Source organism: Clostridium algifaecis (genome assembly GCF_017874415.1).
Lineage (GTDB): Bacteria > Bacillota > Clostridia > Clostridiales > Clostridiaceae > Clostridium_B > Clostridium_B algifaecis.
Genome location: NZ_JAGGLM010000003.1, coordinates 37,002 through 60,111, shown reverse-complemented (window position 1 = coordinate 60,111; position 23,110 = coordinate 37,002). Strand labels below are relative to the sequence as shown.

Below are 23,110 nucleotides of genomic sequence, written 5' to 3'. Positions count from 1 at the left end.
ATCAATGCTGCTTACAAGTTTTAGAAGAAGGATTCCAATGCTTATTTCTATACCGCCGCTTAAAGAAAGGTCAGTTAGAGAAAAAGCTAAACTCATATATAATTTTTTTCAGACGGAGTCAAATAGAACTAATTCCAAGATTTTTGTAAATGAAAAAATAATCAAATCTTTTGCTTTAAAAAATTACCAGGGAAACATAGGACAGATTAAAAGTGAGATACAGGTTACTTGTGCTAATGCTTATATAGATAAAATAAATGCAGAAAAAGATGAAATAGATATAGGATTAAATGAAATATTATACAATAATTTTTTCAGCGAAGATGTAAGTATAAACAATCATGATATGTCTGAACTTAATATGATTATAAAAGATAAACTTTTTATTCCTAAGGGCGATGCTGACAATAATACGATTGTTGATAATAGTATTGATGAAGAAACAAAATATTCACTGCCGGAAGATATATATGAAAAAATAGAGAAAAAATATCATGAGCTTAAGAAGTTGAATCTATCATCAGATGAAATGGAAAAGATACTATGGACATTTATAATTAAAAATTTTAACAATATAGATTTTGACTTGAATAACAGTAAAGGCATTAGCTGTCTTGATAATCTAAAATATATTGTAAAAGATACAATCATTTCTATCTTAAAAGAATTTGTAACAAATTTAAAATCAAAATATCATGAACAAAATATAAGTGAAAATATAATAGTATATCTTGCTATACACATAAATGAAGCAATAAAGAGAATACGTTTTAAAATCGATATAATAAATCCAAATATTATGTATATAAAGAATAATATGAAGGAAGAGTATAGTCTAGCTTGCAGCTTATCTTCAAAGATTGAAAATGAGGAGAAAATTCAAATACCTGAAGATGAAATAGGATTTATAGCAATGTATATAAGAAAACTTCTTGAGACTAAGATCAAGAAAGATAAAATAGGAATTGTAATAATGTGTCATGGAAGAGTAGCTACTGAAATGGTTAAGGTAGTAAATGAACTTATGAATATAAATTTTCCAATAGCTATAGATATGCCGCTTGATGTTAATCCTTCCAAGATATTTGAAAAAACTATAGAAATATCAAAAATATTGAATACAGGGAAAGGCATATTATTTCTTGTTGACATGGGGTCTTTGGTTAATATTGGAGATATCATAAATAAGAGGACAGGAATAAAAACCCGTACTATTGATAGAATTGATCTTCTTACAGCATTTGAGGCAGTTAGAAAGGTATATGTGGAAGAAAAAGATCTAGATGATATATATTATGAATTAATTAACTCAAAATATAAATTTCAGATGGTCTCGGTTAGCCATTCAAAAAAACCGCCAGCAATAATATCCATGTGTCTTACAGGTCATGGAACAGCTGAGAGTATAAGAGATACATTAATGCATAATTATAAAAATGTAAAGATATTTACGTTGGGACTTATTGATGAAAACTTAAAGAAGAGAATAGAATGTTTAAAACTGGAGTACAATATTGTGGCTATAGTTGGAACAATAAATCCTGGAATAGAGGGAATAAAATTTATTCCTTTTGAAAACAACTTTGTAAACAACAAGAAAATATTTCTTGATTATATTATGAAACAAAATCGTTATAATGGACTAAAAAGTATAATAAAGGAGAAATTTGTCTTGCTGGATTCTGATTTGAATACAAAGCAGGAAATACTGGAAACAATGTGTGCTATTGTATTTAATGAAGGATATGTTAAAAAGGAATATCTCAATTCAGTTGTAGAAAGAGAAAAAATGAATACTACATATTTTAAAGGCGATATAGCTATTCCACATGGATTATCTGCTTATGTGAATAATTCCTGTATAGTATTTTTGAGACTTAAGAAGCCTATTGAATGGGATAATGGCGGGAGAAAAGTTGTTCTGGTATGTATGCTTGTAATTAGTGACAATGACCTTAATACAGTAACTGAATTATTCAAAATACTGAAGAATAATGAAATATTGGATAGCTTGAAAAATGCGGGAACATCCACGGAATTTATTAACATAATAAATCAAAGCAGTTAAGTCAAACTATGTTTTAAAGCTGCGGGGGTGAGATTGATAGATAAAAATGCAGAAAAAGAAAAGGTAAAACAATTATTGAACGAAGGTTTTTGTGATGTAGAAATTTGTAAAGAGATTGGTTTGAATTGGGATGAGTTTTGGGGTATATTTCAGAACATATATAAGAATATTGATGAAAATAAGAATAATTAGAATATAATTATTATATAGGGAGATGGTACTATGAGGTTACTTGCGATTGGAGATAATTTTATAGGTAAAGAAGTTATGGAAGAAGGATTAAAAGAATTAAAAGGTTACGGAATTGAAATAACAGTAAGAGAATGGGAACATAAAAATCTTGAAATGCTTCAGAAAGATAATCTTCTCATAGAACAAAATGGACCTGAGGCAGTAGAATTATCTGAAGAACTTATTTGGGACATTGAAGATTATGATATTTTAATAGTACAATTTACACCTGTGTCTAAAAAATTGATAGAAAAAGCTAAAAATTTAAAGCTTATAGGGGTATTAAGAGGAGGAGCGGAGAATATAGATTGTGAATATGCAGCAGCGAAGGAAATATCGGTTATGAATACACCGGGGCGTAATGCAAGAGCAGTAGCTGAATTTACTATTGGTATGATACTTTCTGAAATTAGGAATATAGCAAGATCCCATGCTGCTTTAAAGAATGGGGAATGGAGAAAAAAATTTCCTAATAGTGGTTTTGTGCCAGAACTAAATGGAAAGATTGTTGGACTTGTTGGATTTGGTTCCGTTGGAAAACTTGTAGCAAGTTATTTAAATGCTTTTGGATGCAAAATATTAGTTTATGATCCGTTTTTTAAAGGTAATATAGATTATATAGAAATTGTTGATCTAGAATATTTACTTAAGAATTCAGATATAATTTCTATTCATGCAAGACTTACAGATGATACTTATCATATGATTGGTAAAAAAGAAATATCATTAATGAAATCGACATCTGTTATTGTAAATACAGCACGTTCAGGGTTAGTTGATGAGAAGAGTATAGTAGAAGCTCTTGACGAAGGTAAAATCTCAGGGGCGGCAATAGATGTTTTTGATGTTGAACCTATAGTGAAAAATGATAAAATACTACAACTTGATAATATAACAATTACACCACATATGGCAGGTTCTACAAGAGATGCATTTATTAATAGTCCGAAATTCATGAGAGATATTTTAGCGAGAGCGTTAGACAAAAATGAAAATTTACCGATTGTAAATGGTATAAACCCGGAATTTTAAAATTATAACTATAATAAGAATAAGTTAACAAAAATGTAAACGAATATAATTGACAAATGAATAATAATCAAGTATAATTAAAGTAAAAAATAAGTTAATTTTTATTGTATACGTTTTTTTATAAAACAAAATAAAGTTAGTTGAATGGTGAAAATGAATTCGACTTAAGACTATTGTCAATAATAGTCTTGGGTCGATTTTTTTATTATTAAAAAGAAAAGGGGAATGAATTATTATGAAAAAGACAAAGATTTTACTTGTATCCGATGGTGGAGTTACTTCTGAATTGATGCAAAAAATGTTTGAACTTGAACAGTATGGTGAAGAGGTTACTATGATAGAAGATAAAGATATGTACGCTATGGGTCCAATTACTGATCGTATGCTTCAAATTGAGTTAGGCGGCGTTGATGCTGCACCTACGTACAAACCTCTGCTGGATAACTGCAAGGATAAAGATATTATAGTAGTTCATGTTGCTTCTATAAATAAAGAAATTATTGATGCTTGTGAAAATTTAAAGGTTGCTGCTGTATTGCGTGGTGGCTATGAAAATGCTGATGTAAAAGAATTAACTAAACGAGGAATCAAGCTTATAAATGCACCATGGCGTAGTGCTCATGCTGTAGCTGATTTTACCGTTGGTATGATGATTGCTGAAAATAAAAATATTGCACGAAGTCATAAACTTATTTGTGAAGGAAAATGGTGCAAAAAGTTTGTAAATCAGGAATACATTCATGATATGCGTGCATGTACTGTAGGAATAATTGGATTTGGATATATAGGCAGACGTGTTGTTGAAAGATTGAAGGGCTTTGGTTCTAATATTGTTGTATATGATCCATTTTTAGATCCTAAAGTTATAGAAGAAGCTGGATGCACAGCTGTAACACTTGAAGAATTGCTCGAACAATCTGATTTTATTACAATACACATCCGTCTTTCAGAGAAGACCAATAAGTTTATTGGAACAGAACAATTTGAAAAGATGAAACCTACTGCATATTTTATAAATACAGCACGTGCTGGAATAGTTGACACAGATGCCCTCATTCATGCTTTGCAGACTAAATCTATAGGTGGTGCTGCAATAGATGTATTTGATGAGGAACCACTTCCAGCTGATAGTCCATTCTTAAAACTTGATAATGTTACGCTTACATCACATCTTGCAGGAACTTCATGTGATACTATGCGTAATTCTGTAGAAATAGGTTTTGAAGATATTAAGAACTATTTACAGGGATTGCCAATGAAAAATGTGCGTAATTAAATTGTAAAACATTGTATTAAGCTAATATTGACAAATAGCCGATGGGTATATATTATGTAGTTATAATATAATAAAAATTCAGAGAATTGGAGAAAATTTGATGAATAGTGAAGATAACAGATTTCTAATAATTCCATCGGTAAGGATGAACAAGAATGTTTCATATGCACTTTCGCTTGATAATGAGTATATACTGCTTAGTGAGACACATATAGGAAATTTGAAATGTCTTGTTGATAAGTGTCATAAAGCTAATAAAAAGGCAATAGTTAATGCCGAATTAATAGGAGGTTTGAACCTGGACAAAATAGGGATTAACCTTTTGAAACAGCTGTATAAGGTTGATGGAGTAATTGGTGCCAATACTCCTAAAATGAATATGATGAAGGAAATTGGATTAATGACAATCCAGAGGATTACATTGATGGATTCAAAAGCTTTTGATACATCTTTAAGACTTATTTCAAACTCCAAATGTGATGCTATAGAGATAAGACCATGTATATACGGACTGAAGTTTGGTGATGAAATAAAAAAGGTAAAAAATGTTCCACTTTTATTAGGTGGTTTCATTGATAATGAAGATATGATTTATAAAGCGAAAGAGGCTGGATTTAGAGGAGTTACTACAAGCTGTAAATCTTTATGGAATATAAAAACAAAATAAATTAGTTGAATAGTGAAATTGAATTCGACTGGAGACTATTGTTTATAATAGCCTTTAGTCGAATTTTTTTATGAATAATGTAAATAAATTTATCTGATAATAAAAAATAAGGGGAGGAATTAAAATGTCATTAGTAAATTTAGAAACTATATTAGGCGATGCTAGAAAAAATAAATATGCAGTAGGTGCTTTTGATGTAAGCAATAATGATATGGCAATGGCAGTTATTGAAGTGGCTGAGGAACTAAAATCACCAGTAATTTTGATGGGATTAACAATTGATTTACAAGGAGATAAATTAAAATACTGGACAGATTCACTAAGGGATATGGCAAAAAAAGCTAGTATACCTGTATGTTTGCATTTAGATCATGCAACAGATGTAGATTTTATAAAGAAATCAATAGACAGTGGATTTACATCGGTAATGTTTGATGGATCTGTACTACCAATTGAAGAAAATATAAAAATCACAAAAGAAGTTGTAGAATATGCACATAAATTTAATGTATCAGTAGAAGCAGAATTAGGGCATGTTGGTGATGGAATTGTTGGAAATTCAGAGACGGGAGCAAAAAAGGATGACAAAGACGGATATGATAACCCTGATGATTTTTTAACAGATCCAAAAGAAATGAAACATTTCATCGATAGTACTAATATTGATGCATTGGCTGTTGCAATTGGTACTGCACATGGCGTATATGTACATGAGCCAAAACTGCATTTTGACAGACTGGATACTTTAAATAAAATTTCAACAGTTCCAATGGTAATGCACGGCGGTTCCGGAACACCGGATGAAGCACTAAAAAAATCAATTGAACTTGGAATTTGTAAAATAAATATATTTTCAGAGATGCTTACAGGATTCTTCACTTCACTAAAGGAATTACTGAATAGCAAGGAACATATGGCTATATGGCCATCCACAGCCTATGCTAAACCATTAGAGGCAATGAAGGATGTTGTTAGGGCAAAGATGACATTGTTAGGATCTAAAAATAGAGTAAAATAAGTATATCAAGCAAAGAAATATATTAAGTAGATAGAGATGAAAAATGCTCTATCTATTTTTTTGCAAATAAAAATATGTAATATTTTATTCATAATTTAAAATTAATGAATAAATACTATGTAGATTATAGTTTAAATATAGGATAAAATATATATTATGCGTCATCAATAAATTATTTCTTGTAAATTTTAAACGAAAAACTACGGATTATATAAAATTATGAAAGGGGTTTTTTTATGCATAAAAATAATGCTGATATAGGCGAGAACCTTGAGAGAGGACTGGAAGAAAGACATATTCAATTGATAGCACTTGGTGGTGCAATTGGTGTCGGACTATTCTTAGGATCAGCAGATACTATAAAAATAGCAGGACCGTCAATTTTATTGTCATATCTTTTAGGTGGATTTATTTTATTTTTTATAATGCGTTCACTTGGTGAAATTGCAGTTGAAGAACCATTATCAGGTTCGTTTAGCGCATATGCCAATAAATATATAGGACCACTTGCAGGATATTTGACAGGATGGACTTACTGGTTGAACTGGATTTCAATATGTATGGCGGAAGTTACAGCAATAGGTATATATATTGATTTTTGGTATCCATCTGTTCCAAAGTGGGTATCTGCCTTTACAGCTCTTATTATTATGATAATTATAAATTTAATTAATGTAAAAGCCTATGGAGAATTTGAATTTTGGTTTTCTATTATAAAGGTTGTAACTATTGTTGGTATGATAGTAATTGGTACCATTATGATTACAACAGGAATTGGAAATAAGGGAGTTATCGTTGGATTATCAAATCTATGGACTAATGGGGGCTTTTTTCCCAATGGAATAAAAGGTACAATTAAGGCTCTTCCTATGGTTACTTTTTCTTTTTTTGGAACTGAACTTATAGGTATTACAGCGGGTGAAGCTAAAAATCCTCAAAAAACAATACCATCAGCTATAAATAAAGTATTTTGGAGAATATGTATATTTTACATAGGATCACTTACAATAATAATGTCCATTTATCCATGGAACAAAATAGGAGTAATAGGAAGTCCTTTTGTTTTAACTTTTAGCAAACTTGGAATAAAAGTTGCAGCTGGAATTATAAATTTTGTTGTGCTTACAGCAGCACTGTCTTCCTGTAATAGCGGTATATATACAACAGGACGAATGGTCTATAATCTAGCACTTCAGGGTTCTGCACCGAAAGTATTCAAAAAGGTTAATGCTTCAAAAGTGCCTAGAAATGCTATTTTGGCTTCTTCGGCCTGTATGTTTATTGGTGTTGCGCTTAATTATTTTGTACCAAATAAAGTATTCACCTATGTGGTAGCAGTTGCAACTTTTGCAGGAATTTTTGCATGGTTTATGATTTTACTTGTTCATATAAAATATAGGAAGACTCTTACAGAGGACAAGATCAAAAATTTAAGATTCAAAGTCAAGGGCTATCCTTATGTAAATTATATTAGTCTTGCATATTTAGTATTTGTGTTTATAATGATGGCATTTAATAAAGATACAGTAATTGTTGTTGTCTTAGGACCATTATGGATTATTGCTTTAATTGCTATTTACTATATTTTTGGTTTAAATAAAAATGCTGATAACTAATACATGATATTAATAAAAAATACAAAAAGCATTAATAAGTTCTTTTTGTATTTTTTGTTAGCTCTAGTGTAATTAAGCAGCCTATTCATTTTGTAATATACTTATAAAAAAATTTTTTACAGGAGGTAAAATCTTAAAACCTTCATGAGCTGCTCCTGCAACTTCATCATATTGGACATGTATACCATTTTCTTCGAAGTTATTCCTGAGTGATTTTAACCTTTCTATACGGTTATCCCCATATGGACTATAATCACTTAAATATTCAATGTCTTTGCTTCCTACTACCATTTGGACAGGTACTTTTTTCAATTTATTTATGTTTATGGGCCTGCCAAACTGTTCTTCAAAATCCGCAATTCCATTAAACCAGGCTTTTGATGTGTCAAGATATGTTATTCTACCAGGCGATCCTATGGATACACCAAGCAAGCGATCAGGGTGGAGATAGAAAAAACGATGGGCAAATTGTCCGCCGCCTGAGAAACCATGCATTAAGAATTTTTCTTTTATAATTGAATATCTTAAAGCAACATCATCTATCATGGAAAGCAGAACCATATCAAAACGAATATCATGAAATTTTATGAATTTGTAATTATCCATATCAGCAGGTTCTATTACACCGCATGGAAAAAGGGGTGCTAAAATTATTGTATTTGTTGATTTTGCAAAGTCAATAAACTTGTCTCTATATTGCTGAGAAGCTCTTTCGGTTCCATGTATAATTACAACAAGTGGATATTTTTTATTTTCATCATAATTACGAGGTACATATAGACAGTATGAAAATCGTTGATCATACTGGCAGGCATAAAATGGAGTTCGTCGTCACAGTAAAAATTTATATGGCGCAAATTTTTCTTCATTACCAATATTTTGCCTTTTTTATTTTTGGCAGACTTATACTATTGTATTTTAAGTGCTTTTTTAATAAATTATTACATTTATAGTATTTTACTCATAAAATCAAAGGTCGATAGACCCTTTAATATTTGTTGCATTCTTGTAACTTTGCCTTGTCCATATAGTATACTGCTTTGTATATTTTCATTATACTTTGTAGGCTTTTTCTGCTGCTTTAAAAGTATTTTAACTTCGTCACTTATGGTTCTTTTAGACTCATTTAACTTATCTATAATCATTTTATTTATATCTATGAAGTCTACGACTTTGCTATTTTTTAGTATTTTCTTAAGCTGTTCATGTAAATCTCCAGAATGTTTAAGACAAAGAAGTTTGCTCATATGATTTGCACCACTTATAGACCAAGCAGTTCCATTGTTTTTCATTCTTAAAACTAGCACATTTCTTATACTACTCTCCATTGTACCTAATCCTTTAAATTCTATCCCGTCAGGGGGTTGAGGTAAGAAAATATCCTTTTTATCTTGATATCTGATCAGTGCATCAAAGTTATTATTATAATAGTTAAATACTTCTTTTAATTCTTCCTTAGCTTTTTCATCAGTTTCTTTATCTATAAATTCTTTGAGTTTTTCTATAGTTTCAGCATATTTCTTTTTCTTTAATAGTTTTTTAATTTTCTTTCTAGCTTCTTTATTTTTTATCTTTCGATTAGCTTTTTGATATATATGAAACAAATCTAATTGATAGATCTTATTTAAGCTATTTTCTGTTTCAGCACTAATCCAGGATGCTCCATCTCCATTTAATATTATATATTGAATTCCATCTTCATTATATACTTCAGCTATGCCACTATTAATAATGCTATCAAAAGCTTCAGTGCCTTCATATCCTGCATAATAACAGGTACCTACAGTATGATATGATTCATTATATTTACGCCAACCCTCATATACCTTTGCTAGCTTAAGTTCCTGCTTATGTTTCTTTCCCTGTATTCTCAAGAAGACTCCGTCTTTTTCTTCAAAAAGTATTTTAGATTCTTTCTCTCCTTTAAGTTCATTATTCAGATATTTTTCAACCCTTACATTTTCAAGCTTTTCAATGGCTGTTCCTACAAAATCTACTTTATTTTTTATAGTTTGATGGCTTACTTTAGTTACTGTTGTATTTTCTATTTTTCTAGCACTTTCTCTATAAGAATTGTCAACTGCATTGTCAATAATTCTTTCAACAAGATTTAAACTTGTTCTTCCTATAGTGTCTAAATCTAAAATATTGTCCAAAAGACATATTCCTTCTCTTGTATGCTTGTCTATATAATATCTTCTTTGAAAAGTTAAATCTCCCATAACAGTTTGAATAGTCTTTTGTGTTTTAAATTTATATCTATATTTCTTTTTATCTCTGCTGTTGAATAACTCTTCATCTAAATTTTCCATTAGCCCTTTAACAATTGATAAGCCTGCTTCACAAACGATTCCAAAAACTACCTTCTCAATTTCATTGAAATTTACTCTATCATGATTTAAAATAATATTATTCATACTAATACTCCTTTCTTTATGTTTTTTTATGGTAAAACTATTATAAAAGGATTTTAGTATGAATTAAAGGCCTACCGGCGAGGTAATTGCTGGTGGGCCTTCCTTATTTTTTGCCTAAAAATATTTTACTTACACAATTCTGAAAGTGGAAAATTATTTTTCATTACTTCAAGTCTCCTTTTTTAATATTCCTAAAGTTGTTTTACTTTTATTAATATAATTATATATCTTATAAATAAACATAAAAATATTTATTTAATATAAAGTTTGAAAATTGTATGGTAATTTATCTTGAATTACTATACAATTTTTATATACATTAACTATTAATTCTTCACTTTTAACTATTAACTAAAAAGTTAAGCATCAATTTACAAGGAGTGAGTGGAAATGACTAAAAAAGGTTCGGATAAAAAACAAACCAATATGCTTGCTGCGGCATTTATGCTTTTTATTTTACCTATACTTTCTGTATTTATAGGAACATTTTTAGGTTGGTATATTGGAAAATCGGCTGGGTTATCTATTAAAGTTTCAGAGGTTATAGGAGGTGCAGCTGCATTTATAATAGCAGTTATACTTATAAAATTATTTGATAAATCTGCTGTAGTAGATGAAGATCAGGAGAAGATTACCTGGGATGATATGTAATAGAAATTTGTAAGAAGAAAATGGATGCATATATTGAAAAGCATCCATTTTTGTATTAAACTTTGCTCATAAAAAAACTTATAATTAGTATGATAAGTACGGCAGTTGTGATTTTTACGTATAAGAAATCCTTTTCTTTGAAGAACACTATTATGGAAACAGCAACTCTGAGTACAGGTATCGCTATCAATACCATTAGTCCTAACATTATGATGGCATATGGTTTAAGATTCAAGCATCCTTTAAATACATCCATGGGGTGGGTTGGATATGAAGTTCCAGGATAACCGCTTTTCCCTGAAATCAAAAACATTAAGAGTCCGGTGAGTATAATTACGGAACTGGTTAAAATGCCTATTCTTAAAAATGTGCTTATTACAAGATCCATTTCTTTTACATTTTCTTCAATTTTTGAAAGTTTACCTTCATCCATTATAATCCCATCACTCCTTTATAAGCCATTTGAAGTGCTATGTATACCAGAAAAGGTATAAATATTCTTCTTATGGTTTTACTATTCATATGCTGCATAATTCTTGCACCTACAGTAGCACCTATAAGAACTCCAAGAGCAACAGGAGCCGCAATTTTTGGATCTATGGTACCCCTTAAAAAGTATACTCCGGCACTGGCAGCAGCAGTAACTCCCATCATAAAATTACTTGTAGCACTTGATACTTTCATTGGAAGCTTCATAAATAAATCAAGAGCCATAACTTTAAAACTTCCACTTCCTATACCCAATAGTCCAGACATAATTCCGGCACCGTACATTACGCTGAAACCGGCTGGAATATTAGCTACCTTGTATTCAACAGTTTTCTTTAGGGCAATGTCATAGTATTTACCATTTAAATTCAACTTTTTTGCCAGTGGATGTTCTACAACATTTTCAGGAAGTTCGCTTTTCCCTTTTTTAAACATGGCATATGCAGAATATAAAAGAAATATTCCAAATACTACATATAAATAATTTGCATTTACCAGACTTCCTAAAAATGCTCCTGTTATAGCACCTACGGTTGTTGCTATTTCAAGAAACATGGCAGCCCTTATATTTGTCATTTCGTCTCTTACGTAAGCAACAGCCGCACCACTTGATGTGGCGATTACTGAAATTATACTGGCTCCTATGGCATATTTTATATCAACTCCAAATAGGAGAGTTAAAGCGGGAGTTACCACAGTTCCCCCACCAAGGCCGAGAATAGACCCTGCTATGCCTGCTACAATAGATATTAGCAGTATTTTTATAGCGAATATTGACAAAATGTCATCTCCTTTACATTGAATAAATTCTAACTTTCAATTATTATTATATCAAGTATGTATGTATATTAAAAATATTAAATATATATCGATAATATATAAAAATTGTATATTAAATTTGTTGTTTATTAAAATTTGAAAGGTGATATTAAAATGGATATTAAACAGCTTAAGTATTTTCTTGCAATTGCAGAAGAAGGAAAAATAACAGGTGCAGCTAAAAAACTTAATATAGCTCAGCCGCCTTTAAGTTATCATTTGAAGCTCCTTGAAAAAGAGCTTGGAATAAAACTTATGGACAGGGGAAGCAGAAAAATTCATCTAACAGATGCGGGAGAGATATTAAAAAATAGAGCAGAGCAAATACTTGAGCTTGTGGATACTGCGACAAAAGAGCTAAAAGATTTTAATAAAGGAGCACGTGGAACACTATCTATTGGTACTGTGTCATCTTCGGGAGCTGCACTTTTACCGGATATAATAGAGAATTTTAACAAAAAGTACCCAAATATAAATTTTGAAATATGGGAAGGAAATACATATAATATACTGGAAATGTTAAACAGGGGAATAATACAAATCGGTATAGTCAGGACTCCATTTAATTCTCAGGGATTAAGCATAGAATATTTTTCAAAGGAGCCTATGATAGCTGTTTTTAAAGATGACTCTGGCTGGTTTGATGGTAAAAAGTTCATATGCTTAAAAGACCTTAAAAGTAAACCGCTTATTATATATAGACGGTTTGAAAAAATTATATTTAAATGTTGTTATGATAATAATTTTGTACCAGAAATAATATGCAAATGTGATGATGCAAGAACAACTCTTTTGTGGGCAGAATCAGGCATTGGAATTGCAATGGTCCCTAAAACGGCTATTGAACTTATAAAGGCTCCAGGGCTTATTTATAAAATAATTAATGAGCCGACTTTGGAAACTTGTATAGCTGCAATATGTGAAAAAAACAGATATATGTCTACTGCTGGAAAGAATTTTTTAAATATGATTTCAAATGTAAAAGACTGTTGACTTTATTATATACAAAGAATATAATAATATGCATATAAAACGTAACTATAATATTAAAATTAAATAGATTTATTCTTATCCAGAGAGGTGGAGGGAAAGGCCCTATGAAACCCAGCAACCAGCAAAGTTATTTGCCAGGTGCTAATTCCTGCAGTTTTAAACTGAGAGATAAGAGAGCGTGACCCTCTTTTATCGTAAAGAGGGTTTTTTACATATTAAAACAATTTTTGAAAGGATGCGTTTATTTTGCCTGAATTAAGTAGTAAATTGATTAATTTTACGGATTCTGTTATAAGGAGAATGACAAGAATATCTAATAAATATGGAGCTATTAATTTATCTCAGGGTTTTCCTGATTTTGATCCTCCAAAAGAAATAAGAGAGGCACTTAAAGTTGCAGCAGATAAAGGACCACACCAGTATTCGATTACCTGGGGTGCACAAAATTTTAGAGAAGCTCTTGCAGAAAAGCAGAAAAGATTTATGGGAATTGACATTGATCCGGAAACTCAAATAGCAGTTACTTGTGGAAGCACTGAAGCTATGATGGCATGTGTCATGACAGTTTGTGACCCGGGAGATAAGGTTATAGTTTTTTCTCCTTTTTATGAAAACTATGCAGCAGATGCAATATTAAGCGGAGCTGTTCCTATATATGTACCACTTAATCCACCTGAGTTTTCTTTTGATAAAGAACAACTTGAAGATGCTTTTAAACAAAAACCAAAGGCTCTTATACTTTGTAATCCATCTAATCCAACAGGAAAAGTATTTACTTTGGAAGAGCTTAAATATATTGCAAGTTTAGCTGAAAAATATGATACTTTTGTAATAACAGATGAAGTGTACGAGCATATAGTAATGGATCCGTACAAGCATATTTATTTTGCATCACTTCCAGGTATGTTTGATAGAACCTTAAGCTGTAGTTCTCTTTCGAAAACTTATTCTATAACAGGTTGGAGACTTGGGTATGTTATAGGAAACAAGAGAATAATAGAAAATATAAGAAAAGTTCATGACTTTTTAACAGTAGGAGCGGCAGCACCACTTCAAGAAGCAGCTGTAACAGGACTTAAGCTGCCTGATGAGTACTATGAAAAACTTAAAAATCTTTATACAAGGAAAAGAGATTTATTCCTTAAAGGATTGGATGAAGCTGGTCTTAAATATGTTAAACCTCAGGGAGCCTACTATGTTATAGTGGATGTTTCAGAATTTAATGTAAAAAATGATTTGAAATTCTGCGAATGGCTTGCAAAAGAAGTAGGAGTAGGAGCTGTTCCAGGTTCAAGTTTCTTTAAAGAAGATATAAATTATTTGATAAGATTTCATTTTGCAAAGAAAGATGAAACTCTTTTAAAAGCTATTGAAAGATTAAAGACACTCAAGGAAAAAGCTAAGTTTTATAAAGAATAAGAATAAGAATTGATTAATAGTTCGATAAATCATTAATTTTATTATTTTTTTAATATTCATTATATTCACTAAAGTATTATTAATATAAAGAGTTATACAAAATAAGGAGATGACTATATTATGAAAAGAATAGGCGGAGTTTTATTATCATTAACTTTAGCATTAGGTATATTTGCAGGATGCGGAAGCACCTCTGGAAAATCTGATGCTAAATCAGATACAATTAAAGTGGGAGTTACAGCAGGCCCTCACGAAGAGATAATACAAAAGGTTAAAGAGGTTGCAAAAAAACAGGGATTGGATGTAGAATATACTAGCTTTAATGATTATGTTCAGCCAAATACGCAGCTAAATGAAAAACAGATAGATGTTAATATATTTCAACATGAACCATATCTAAAACAATTTAACAAGGATCATAATATGAATTTGGTTAAGGTTGCAAATGCTGTAACTTTTCCAATGGGAGTATATTCAAGCAAGATAAAATCTTTGGATAAACTTAAAGAAGGAGACAAAATTTCTCTACCAAATGATCCTACTAATGAAGCTAGAGCGCTTGCACTTTTGGAAAAAGGTAAGGTTATAAAATTGAAAAGTGGAGTTGGCTTAAAAGCAACAAAAAAAGATATAGTACAAAATCCTAAAAAAATTCAATTTCTAGAGCTTGAAGCACCAATGGTTCCACGTTCATTAAATGATGTTGCAGTTGCAGTAATAAATACTAATTATGCGATAGAGGCTAAATTGGATCCAAATAAAGATGCAATATTCAAGGAACCAAAGGATTCACCATGGGTTAATATTATAGCTGCAAGACAGGATAATAAAAATGCTGAAAATGTAAAAAAATTAATTAAAATATATCAATCGGATGAAGTTAAGAAATTTATAAATGAACATTTTAAAGGATCGGTTATAGCAGTATTCTAGCAGTATAAACAGGAGGAATAAAATTGAGTAAATATAATTTTAAATATGGAAAAGATGAAATTGAAATAGATTTGGAAGGAAGGATAAATAATGTTCTTCCCAATAAATCAGATTATATTAAAGATGTAAAAAGCGAAATTATTAAATCTATTGAAAATCCTACAGGTACAAAACCTTTAAAGGATATAATCAAACCTGGCGAAAAGGTATTATTTGTAGTTTCGGATATTACTAGAGCATGGGTTAAAACGGGTAAGTTTTTGATACATATAGTTGATTATTTAAATTCAATAGGGGTTAAGGATGAGGATATTTCTGCTATAGTTGCAGTAGGAACTCATAGACCTGCTACAGAAGAAGAAAAGAAGATTATTGTAGGGGAAGAACTTTATACTAGAATAAAAGTATTCAATCATGACAGCAGAAATAATGATGAATTGGAGTACATAGGGACATCAAGTTTAGGCACTCCTGCATATATAAATAAGGCGGTTATTAACTCTGATAGGGTAATACTTGTAGGTGGAATTACATTTCACTTATTTGCTGGCTTTGGAGGAGGAGCCAAAAGTGTAGTTCCAGGAGTAGCTGGCATTGAAACTGTTCAGCATAACCATAGATTGGTTTTTAATAAAGGAGAACATTCAGGATTAAATTTAAATGCTAGAGCAAATAAAATTAAGGGAAACCCTATGCGAGAGGATATTACAGAAATATGTAGAAAAGTTTCTCCAGACTTCCTGATAAATGCTGTACTTGACTCAGACGGAAACTTTATACAATTTGCAGCAGGTGATTTTGAAAAAGCATGGCTTGAAGGGTGCAATACTACTAGAGATTTATATGGCATAAAATTAGAAAATAGGTCAGATATTACTATTGCATCAGCTGGTGGATATCCAAAGGATATAAACTTATATCAATCTGTGAAAACTATTGATAATAGCCTTTATTCAGGTAAAGATGGAAGTGTTCTTATATTATTATCACAATGTGTCGAAGGACTTGGAGCAGATGAATTCATGCAGTGGTTTAAATATGAAACATTAGATGACATGGAAACAGCATTAAAACAAAATTTTACTGTACCAGGTTATGCTGCTTATAAAACATTGTATGCAGCTAAAACGAGAAAAGTATTACTTTTATCTTCTCTTGATGATGATGTAGTTAAAAAATTTGGATTTACTCCTGTAAAATCATTAGATGAAGCTGTTAAGACAGCATATAAATTAGCAGGTGAAAATCCAAATGTAGTGCTTATGCCATATGGAGGAAGTACTCTCCCTGTATAAACTAATAAAATAGAAAAAAATTTTTACTGTATGTAAATTTTTATGATGGTTGATTTGTGATATACTATTATAAAGTAATTTCAAAATATAAATTAAAATAATTATAGGAGATATCATGATGAAACTTAAAAATACTAATTTAAATTTTAACATAAAATTATTATGTTTTTCAGCATTTATAACTTCGGCTTATTTTTTTATTAATAAACTTCAATTTATTGCAATTATACCTATATTAATGTGTATATATGATGGATTTATCATATTTAAAAATATCAAGAATAGGGATGGATTAAAAATAAGTGCTTTTTTAATTACTATTTTATTTTTAATAATTATACTTCATGTGGTGATTGTATATGGATTAGCCAGTCCTGTTCCAATATTTTTGACATTTATACTTACTAACTTATTTTTTATATACAATGTTATTTTACATATATATAATAGGTATAAGAAGTTAACCATGGCACTTCTCATAGTACTTTGGGTTATATGTGACAGTTTGCCTATTTTAATGATAATGGTATTGTCAGCTGGTCTTTCAAGTGGAATTTCCGGCTAAAATTGAAAAGTTAAATTGCTAATAATGTTTTTAAATCTGTAGATACTTTTTATAAAGTTATTTGCAGATTTTTTTTATAAATCTGTTGCTATTTTATAATACTTGTTATATATTATATATAACAAGTAGAAAAGGAGGTACTTTATGATAATAGAAATAGATTTCGAGTCTGAGATGCCGATATATGAGCAACTTAGAAGACAAATAATAGAAGGAATAGCTTCTGGCAGTTTAAAATTAGGAGAAAGTCTTCCGTCTGTAAGACAAATGGCAGAAGATATAGGTATAAATCTTCATACAGTAAATAAAACGTATAATGCCTTAAAGACAGATGGATATTTGAATATAGACAGGAGAACTGGAGCAGTAGTTAGAGACATTCTTCCTGAAAGTACTGAAGAATTTAATAAAAAATTTAAAGATGAATTGACTTATTTAATATCAGAAGCTTATTTAAGAGGAAACAAAATTGAAGATATTTTAAATTTATGCAGTAGTATATTTAATAAATATGATGAAAGTAGGTAGGTGAATTATTATGAATGAAAATTTATTTATGAGTATATATTTATTCTTTATATTTATAGTAATGCTTATAATGGGGATTTTTACCCCAAAGTTTACCAGAAAGGAAATTAAATTTGGAATAAGGATACCGGAAAATGAGGTAAATTCTTCAGAAATCAAGGATATAGAAAAAAAATTTATAACAAATAATTTAATAATAGGGATTCCTGTTATAGTAATATTTAGCATTTTAAATTATATGTTTCCTAATGTAATTATGATTCTTTTTACAACATTTGCATTTATATTTGTTATGTTTTTAGTGTATATGATATCAAACAAAGCTGTAAAAAAACTTAAGATTGAAAAAGGATGGCTTAAGGGAAATAAACAATCTGTAATTATTGATACTAATTTTTCAAAAGAAAAAAACAAAAACTTGGTAACACCATGGATTTTCTTGATTTCAGTAATTATCATTATTATAAATATAGTTTTAAGCTATAAATACTATAATTTATTACCAAATAAAGTTCCTACTCACTGGGATTTATCAGGAAATATAACAGGCTACCAAATTAAATCTAAAATGTTAATTTGGGAAATGCCTGGAACTGAAATTTTTACTACTATTCTATTTTTTATAGTATATAAAAGTATAGGTTGGTCAAAACAGCAGATAAATCATCAAGATCCAGAAGGTTCTGTAAAGAAAAATAGAATTTTTAGAAGAGCATGGTCAAAATATATAGCTATTTTTTCAATATTAACTAATCTAATTCTTACTGTGGGTACTCTTCAAATATTTAGAGTAGTTGATATAAATAATAAAATTATAAATGTAATTATTATTGGATTTTTAGTTATTACGTTAACTAGTACAATATTACTTTCTATAAAGTTAGGTCAAGGTGGAAGTAATATAAAGCTTAAAGGTGAAGATGAAAATAGCAAATTTGATAGTAGTTCCAGAGATGATGATAGATATTGGAAAGTTGCTAATACTATTTATTATAATCCGGACGATCCATCACTTTTTATAGAAAAAAGATTTGGAGTAGGGTGGACTATAAATGCGGGGAGACCACTTGGAATGGCTATATATATAGGAATGATTATATTTACTATAGTTATTGTAGTTATAGCAAGTTATGCTAGAAGATAATATTAATAAAAATTAAAAGAAAATAATATTAACAAAAAGTATATTATTATTTCGATAAATATATCATATGTTAATTACACAATTATCAAAAAATAGCTTGATATATTATCAATTTTCATTTATAATATGTGACATAACAATATTATAAATGAAAATTGATTTGTTTATATATCATTATGTCATCTTATATTATACTTAAAAATCTGAATAAAATTAAAATAGGGAGGAATTATAGTGAACAAATTTAAAAGAGGTTTATTTACTGCTTTGCTTTTGACTATTACAATTATTTTATCAGTTGGATGTGGAAGTACAAATCAAAATTCAAAAAATGAAAGTTCAGGACAATCAACACAAAAATCTATTAAGTTGACTGTATCTGCTGCAGCTAGTTTAAAAGATTCTATGAATGAGATAAAACAACTTTATATCAAGAAACATTCTAATGTAACTATTACTTATAATTTTGGAGCATCGGGAACACTTCAACAACAAATTGAACAGGGAGCTCCTGTGGATATATTTATATCTGCTGCAGTAAAGCAGATGAATTTACTCAAAGATAAAAATCTACTTGTAAATACTACGGTTAAAAATTTGTTGAAGAATGATATAGTGCTTATTGTTCCTAAGAATTCGACCAAAGTTAAAAATTTTGATGATTTGACAGACGATAATGTTAAAAAAGTAGCGCTTGGTGAACCTAAAAGTGTACCTGTTGGAGAATATTCGCAGGATGTACTTAAAAATTTAAAAATTCTTGACAATGTTAAATCAAAAGCTGTGTATGGAAAGGACGTAAAAGAGGTTTTAACATGGGTCGAAACTGGTGATGTAGATGCAGGAATAGTATATAAGACAGATGCACTTGTATCAGACAAAGTAAAAGTTGTTGCTTCTGCACCTAAGGATTCACATAAAGATGTGATATATCCTGCAGCAGTAATTAAAGGCAGTAAAAATATGGATGAAGCTAAGGAATTTATTAATTATTTATCAGGAGATGAAGCAAAAAAAGTATTTGAAAAGTATGGATTTAATGTTGGAAAATAACTAACTATTTAGTCCATTTAATCAATAGGGGGAGTATAGAATGGTATTTGATGTTTCACCAGCATGGATTTCATTGAAAACTGTTTTTACGGCTGTTGTAATAGTATTTTTTATAGGGATTGTGACTGCTTACTGGATGACAACTTACAATGGTAGGTTCAAGAGTATACTGGATACTATATTTACATTGCCTCTTGTACTCCCACCTACAGTAGCTGGATTTTTCCTGCTGCTCATTCTGGGTAAAAATGGACCTATTGGGAAACTTCTTTTAAAGATTGGAACTACATTAATTTTTTCTTGGCCTGCAGCAGTTTTGGCAGCTGTTGTTGTAGCATTTCCTTTAATGTACAGGACAACTAAAGGTGCTTTTGAACAGATAGATAATAATGTAATAAATGCTGCAAGGACGCTGGGCGTATCCGAGTGGAAGATATTTTGGAAAGTTATGATTCCGATGGCACGTCCCGGAATTGCAGCAGCTACAGTCCTTTCTTTTGCAAGAGCTCTTGGTGAATTTGGAGCTACACTTATGGTAGCCGGAAATATACCAAATAAAACTCAGACAATTCCATTAGCCATTTATTTTGCAGCTGAAAATGGGGACATGAACATAGCTCTTATGTGGGTTATATTGATTGTAATAATTTCTACTTTAGTAATGTTTTTAATGAATTATTGGAATACTCATCAACAGGAAAATATGTATGGATTCAGGAGAAGGTAAAATGGGGCTTTATGTTGATATTGAAAAAAAATTGAATGGATTTAATCTAAAAGTTAAATTTTGTACAAAAGATAATATTTTGGGATTGCTTGGGGCTTCAGGATCAGGAAAAAGTATGATACTTAGATGCATAGCAGGTCTTGTAACACCTGATACAGGTAAAATAGTTGTGAATGAAAAAATTCTATTTGATTCTAAAAAGAGAATAAACATGCCAATTAGAAATAGAAAAGTGGGATTTTTATTTCAAAATTATGCATTGTTTCCAAATATGACTGTAAGTCAAAATATAGGTTTTGCACTAGATAATATGGATAATAATAAAAAGATGAAAATAGTAAGTGAAAAAATAAGCATGATGAACCTTTCAGGTCTTGAAAATAGATTTCCAAGTCAGCTGTCAGGAGGTCAGCAGCAGAGGACAGCTATTGCAAGAGCATTGGCTGTAGAGCCTGAAATATTATTATTAGATGAACCCTTTTCAGCTTTAGATAGCCACTTAAGAAACAAGATGGAAGAACAACTTGTGAATATACTGGATAATTATTCAGGCTCAACAGTATTTGTATCTCATAATAGGGATGAGATATATCGTATATGCGAAGATATTGCGGTAATCAATAATGGATCTGTAGATGTCTATGGTGATAGAGAATATATATTTAAAACTCCACAAACTCTTTCAACTGCTGTACTTACCGGATGCAAAAATATATCAAAAATAAAAATAATAGATGATACTACAATAGAGGCTTTAGATTGGGGATGTACACTCAAAGTTGCTGAAAAAATAAAAGATGTTAGATCTTATGCAGCTATTAGAGCACATTACATAAGCTTTGATGATAAAGGTGATCTGGAAAATACTTTTAAATGCTGCCTTAATCATGTAATCGAAAGTCCGTTTACTGTTTCCGTATATTTAGATATTCTGGGTGACAAAACTTATACTAGAACTAAGAGTTTACACCTTGAAATTGAAAAGGAAACCTGGAATCGATTGAAAAAGAAAAATCAACCGTGGAATATAAAAATTCCTCCAGAAAAAATTTTATTATTGGTCAGATAAACTATAGAATATTTTTAATAGCTGCAAATTACAATTCAGCTATAATATTACCTGTTTCTGTGAGATCATATCCTCCTATTCCTAATAGTTCAGATTTGAATTCATCTGAGCGCAATATACTTATTATTGTTTTAAATGGAGATTTATCAAGGTCTTCTTTTTTTATAACTAATTCATATCTTTCTTTTTGAAGTGGTATAAAATCTATATTTTTAACTTGAAGACTTGTTTTTTCGTTACCCAAAGCCAAATTTGCACCACCTCTTGCTACAGTACTTGCTACTGCGAGGTGGGAAAAACATTCTTTATTATATCCTTTTATAGATTTTCCATCTATGTTGAGTAAACGAAGGTGTTCATCCAGGAGAATTCTAGTACCACATCCCTTTTCTCTATTTATTATGTTTATATCATGTCTTTTTAAATCTTCCCAGCCTTGAATTTTTTTAGGATTTCCTTTAGCGACATAAAAACCTTGCATTCTGCAGGCTAAATGAATTATTATTGTTGGAATCCCGGGAACCAATCTTCTTACAAAAGGTATATTATACTGTCCGGAGTCTCCATCCCACAAATGAGCAGTAGCTACTTGTATTTTACCAAGATAAAGAGCCAGTAGTCCATTGTAACTTCCAACGTATGAACGGAAAGTTCTAATATTAGGAGAATAAAGTTCTATATAGCGGGATAGAATATCAAGAAGTACATCTTGACCACATATTATAAAATTGTTAACATTGCCTGAATCTTGTTGAGAAAAAATATTTGTAGATGGTAAACTGTCATTTTTAATAGGAATAGATTGGATTGTTTTATTATTCTTGGTCTTATTTTTATAATTTTCCACATCCTTTAAATCAACTCTAATTTTTTTACCAACTTTATAACCATTTAATTCCCCTCTTTTAATTAATTCATAAACTGTGTTTTTAGCTACTTTCAACATTTCCGCTACTTCTTGTGGTGTTAAAGCTGTGTTCTCTAACATAAAATACCTCCTTTTATAAGAAATATAATAAATAGTCAATAAAATACTATATAAATTATAAATATGTATAATATTATAATGATTTTAATACATATCTAATAAAAATACAACT

23 protein-coding genes and 1 riboswitch are annotated in these 23,110 nt (G+C 30.0%); of the genes, 18 read left to right on the top strand and 5 right to left on the bottom strand.

From position 1 onward, the window contains the following. Positions 1 to 4 precede the first annotated feature (4 nt). The 7 genes from J2Z42_RS04090 (at position 5) to J2Z42_RS04060 (ending at position 7,908) form a co-directional block, all read left to right on the top strand. The gene (locus J2Z42_RS04090; protein ID WP_209701105.1) at positions 5 to 2,068 is read left to right on the top strand and encodes a PTS sugar transporter subunit IIA; all 2,064 of its coding nucleotides are present in this window, start codon (positions 5 to 7) and stop codon (positions 2,066 to 2,068) included. Between the two features lie 33 nt (positions 2,069 to 2,101). After that, positions 2,102 to 2,260 carry a hypothetical protein gene (locus J2Z42_RS04085; RefSeq protein ID WP_209701104.1) on the top strand — a complete coding sequence of 53 codons (159 nt, stop codon included), beginning with the start codon at positions 2,102 to 2,104 and terminating at the stop codon, positions 2,258 to 2,260. Positions 2,261 to 2,290: 30 nt separating this feature from the next. Next, positions 2,291 to 3,331 (top strand): 2-hydroxyacid dehydrogenase, encoded by a 1,041-nt coding sequence (locus J2Z42_RS04080; RefSeq protein WP_209701103.1) that lies wholly within the window; start codon positions 2,291 to 2,293, stop codon positions 3,329 to 3,331. 235 nt (positions 3,332 to 3,566) lie between these two features. Next, the gene (locus J2Z42_RS04075; RefSeq protein WP_209701102.1) at positions 3,567 to 4,607 is read left to right on the top strand and encodes a 2-hydroxyacid dehydrogenase; all 1,041 of its coding nucleotides are present in this window, start codon (positions 3,567 to 3,569) and stop codon (positions 4,605 to 4,607) included. A gap of 100 nt (positions 4,608 to 4,707) precedes the next feature. Further along, positions 4,708 to 5,274, top strand: coding sequence for a glycerol-3-phosphate responsive antiterminator (locus J2Z42_RS04070; protein ID WP_209701101.1), 567 nt, complete (start codon positions 4,708 to 4,710; stop codon positions 5,272 to 5,274). 124 nt (positions 5,275 to 5,398) lie between these two features. Beyond that, a complete protein-coding gene (locus J2Z42_RS04065) occupies positions 5,399 to 6,292 on the top strand; it encodes a class II fructose-bisphosphate aldolase (protein WP_209701100.1) in 894 nt (297 codons plus the stop codon). Positions 6,293 to 6,528: 236 nt separating this feature from the next. Then, on the top strand, positions 6,529 to 7,908 hold the full coding sequence (locus J2Z42_RS04060) for an amino acid permease (RefSeq protein ID WP_209701099.1): 1,380 nt from the start codon (positions 6,529 to 6,531) through the stop codon (positions 7,906 to 7,908). Between the two features lie 81 nt (positions 7,909 to 7,989). Here the strand turns inward: J2Z42_RS04060 and J2Z42_RS04055 are convergent, their stop codons facing one another. Next, complete coding sequence (locus J2Z42_RS04055; RefSeq protein WP_209701098.1) at positions 7,990 to 8,514, bottom strand: hypothetical protein; 525 nt, start codon at positions 8,512 to 8,514, stop codon at positions 7,990 to 7,992. A 341-nt stretch (positions 8,515 to 8,855) separates the two neighbouring features. Further along, the gene (locus tag J2Z42_RS04050) at positions 8,856 to 10,325 is read right to left on the bottom strand and encodes an ISLre2 family transposase (protein WP_209701097.1); all 1,470 of its coding nucleotides are present in this window, start codon (positions 10,323 to 10,325) and stop codon (positions 8,856 to 8,858) included. Positions 10,326 to 10,715: 390 nt separating this feature from the next. Here J2Z42_RS04050 and J2Z42_RS04045 point away from each other — a divergent pair, with 390 nt between their 5' ends. Continuing rightward, the gene (locus J2Z42_RS04045) at positions 10,716 to 10,976 is read left to right on the top strand and encodes a SoxR reducing system RseC family protein (protein WP_209701096.1); all 261 of its coding nucleotides are present in this window, start codon (positions 10,716 to 10,718) and stop codon (positions 10,974 to 10,976) included. A gap of 55 nt (positions 10,977 to 11,031) precedes the next feature. On the opposite strand, the gene J2Z42_RS04040 is transcribed toward J2Z42_RS04045, so the two are convergent. After that, a complete protein-coding gene (locus tag J2Z42_RS04040) occupies positions 11,032 to 11,409 on the bottom strand; it encodes a DUF1634 domain-containing protein (protein ID WP_209701095.1) in 378 nt (125 codons plus the stop codon). After that, positions 11,409 to 12,245 carry a sulfite exporter TauE/SafE family protein gene (locus tag J2Z42_RS04035; RefSeq protein ID WP_209701094.1) on the bottom strand — a complete coding sequence of 279 codons (837 nt, stop codon included), beginning with the start codon at positions 12,243 to 12,245 and terminating at the stop codon, positions 11,409 to 11,411. Before J2Z42_RS04035 ends, J2Z42_RS04040 begins: the two co-directional genes overlap by 1 nt. Positions 12,246 to 12,398: 153 nt before the next feature. Between J2Z42_RS04035 and J2Z42_RS04030 the strand changes: the two genes are divergently transcribed. From J2Z42_RS04030 to J2Z42_RS03985, 10 genes are all read left to right on the top strand, one after another. Continuing rightward, a complete protein-coding gene (locus J2Z42_RS04030; protein WP_209701093.1) occupies positions 12,399 to 13,277 on the top strand; it encodes a LysR family transcriptional regulator in 879 nt (292 codons plus the stop codon). Between the two features lie 72 nt (positions 13,278 to 13,349). Continuing rightward, positions 13,350 to 13,452, top strand: a riboswitch (SAM riboswitch). 71 nt (positions 13,453 to 13,523) lie between these two features. Then, complete coding sequence (locus tag J2Z42_RS04025; RefSeq protein ID WP_209701092.1) at positions 13,524 to 14,696, top strand: pyridoxal phosphate-dependent aminotransferase; 1,173 nt, start codon at positions 13,524 to 13,526, stop codon at positions 14,694 to 14,696. A gap of 120 nt (positions 14,697 to 14,816) precedes the next feature. Further along, positions 14,817 to 15,629, top strand: a complete 813-nt coding sequence (locus J2Z42_RS04020; RefSeq protein ID WP_209701091.1) for a MetQ/NlpA family ABC transporter substrate-binding protein — start codon at positions 14,817 to 14,819, stop codon at positions 15,627 to 15,629. Positions 15,630 to 15,652: 23 nt separating this feature from the next. Next, entirely contained in the window at positions 15,653 to 16,924 is a 1,272-nt protein-coding gene (larAH10, locus tag J2Z42_RS04015; protein ID WP_209701090.1) for an NPN-dependent 2-hydroxyacid racemase, LarAH10 family, read from the top strand. A gap of 118 nt (positions 16,925 to 17,042) precedes the next feature. Beyond that, positions 17,043 to 17,489 carry a hypothetical protein gene (locus J2Z42_RS04010; protein ID WP_209701089.1) on the top strand — a complete coding sequence of 149 codons (447 nt, stop codon included), beginning with the start codon at positions 17,043 to 17,045 and terminating at the stop codon, positions 17,487 to 17,489. A gap of 144 nt (positions 17,490 to 17,633) precedes the next feature. Further along, positions 17,634 to 18,017, top strand: a complete 384-nt coding sequence (locus J2Z42_RS04005) for a GntR family transcriptional regulator (RefSeq protein WP_209701088.1) — start codon at positions 17,634 to 17,636, stop codon at positions 18,015 to 18,017. Positions 18,018 to 18,027: 10 nt separating this feature from the next. Next, positions 18,028 to 19,161 (top strand): DUF1648 domain-containing protein, encoded by a 1,134-nt coding sequence (locus J2Z42_RS04000; RefSeq protein ID WP_209701087.1) that lies wholly within the window; start codon positions 18,028 to 18,030, stop codon positions 19,159 to 19,161. 234 nt (positions 19,162 to 19,395) lie between these two features. Beyond that, entirely contained in the window at positions 19,396 to 20,214 is an 819-nt protein-coding gene (gene modA, locus J2Z42_RS03995) for a molybdate ABC transporter substrate-binding protein (protein WP_439897310.1), read from the top strand. Between the two features lie 40 nt (positions 20,215 to 20,254). Continuing rightward, a complete protein-coding gene (modB, locus tag J2Z42_RS03990) occupies positions 20,255 to 20,941 on the top strand; it encodes a molybdate ABC transporter permease subunit (protein WP_209701086.1) in 687 nt (228 codons plus the stop codon). A gap of 1 nt (position 20,942) precedes the next feature. Further along, positions 20,943 to 22,010, top strand: coding sequence for a sulfate/molybdate ABC transporter ATP-binding protein (locus J2Z42_RS03985; RefSeq protein ID WP_209701289.1), 1,068 nt, complete (start codon positions 20,943 to 20,945; stop codon positions 22,008 to 22,010). Between the two features lie 28 nt (positions 22,011 to 22,038). On the opposite strand, the gene J2Z42_RS03980 is transcribed toward J2Z42_RS03985, so the two are convergent. Further along, positions 22,039 to 22,998: a substrate-binding domain-containing protein gene (locus J2Z42_RS03980; protein ID WP_209701085.1), complete on the bottom strand. Its 960-nt coding sequence runs from the start codon at positions 22,996 to 22,998 to the stop codon at positions 22,039 to 22,041. Between the last annotated feature and the right edge of the window lie 112 nt (positions 22,999 to 23,110).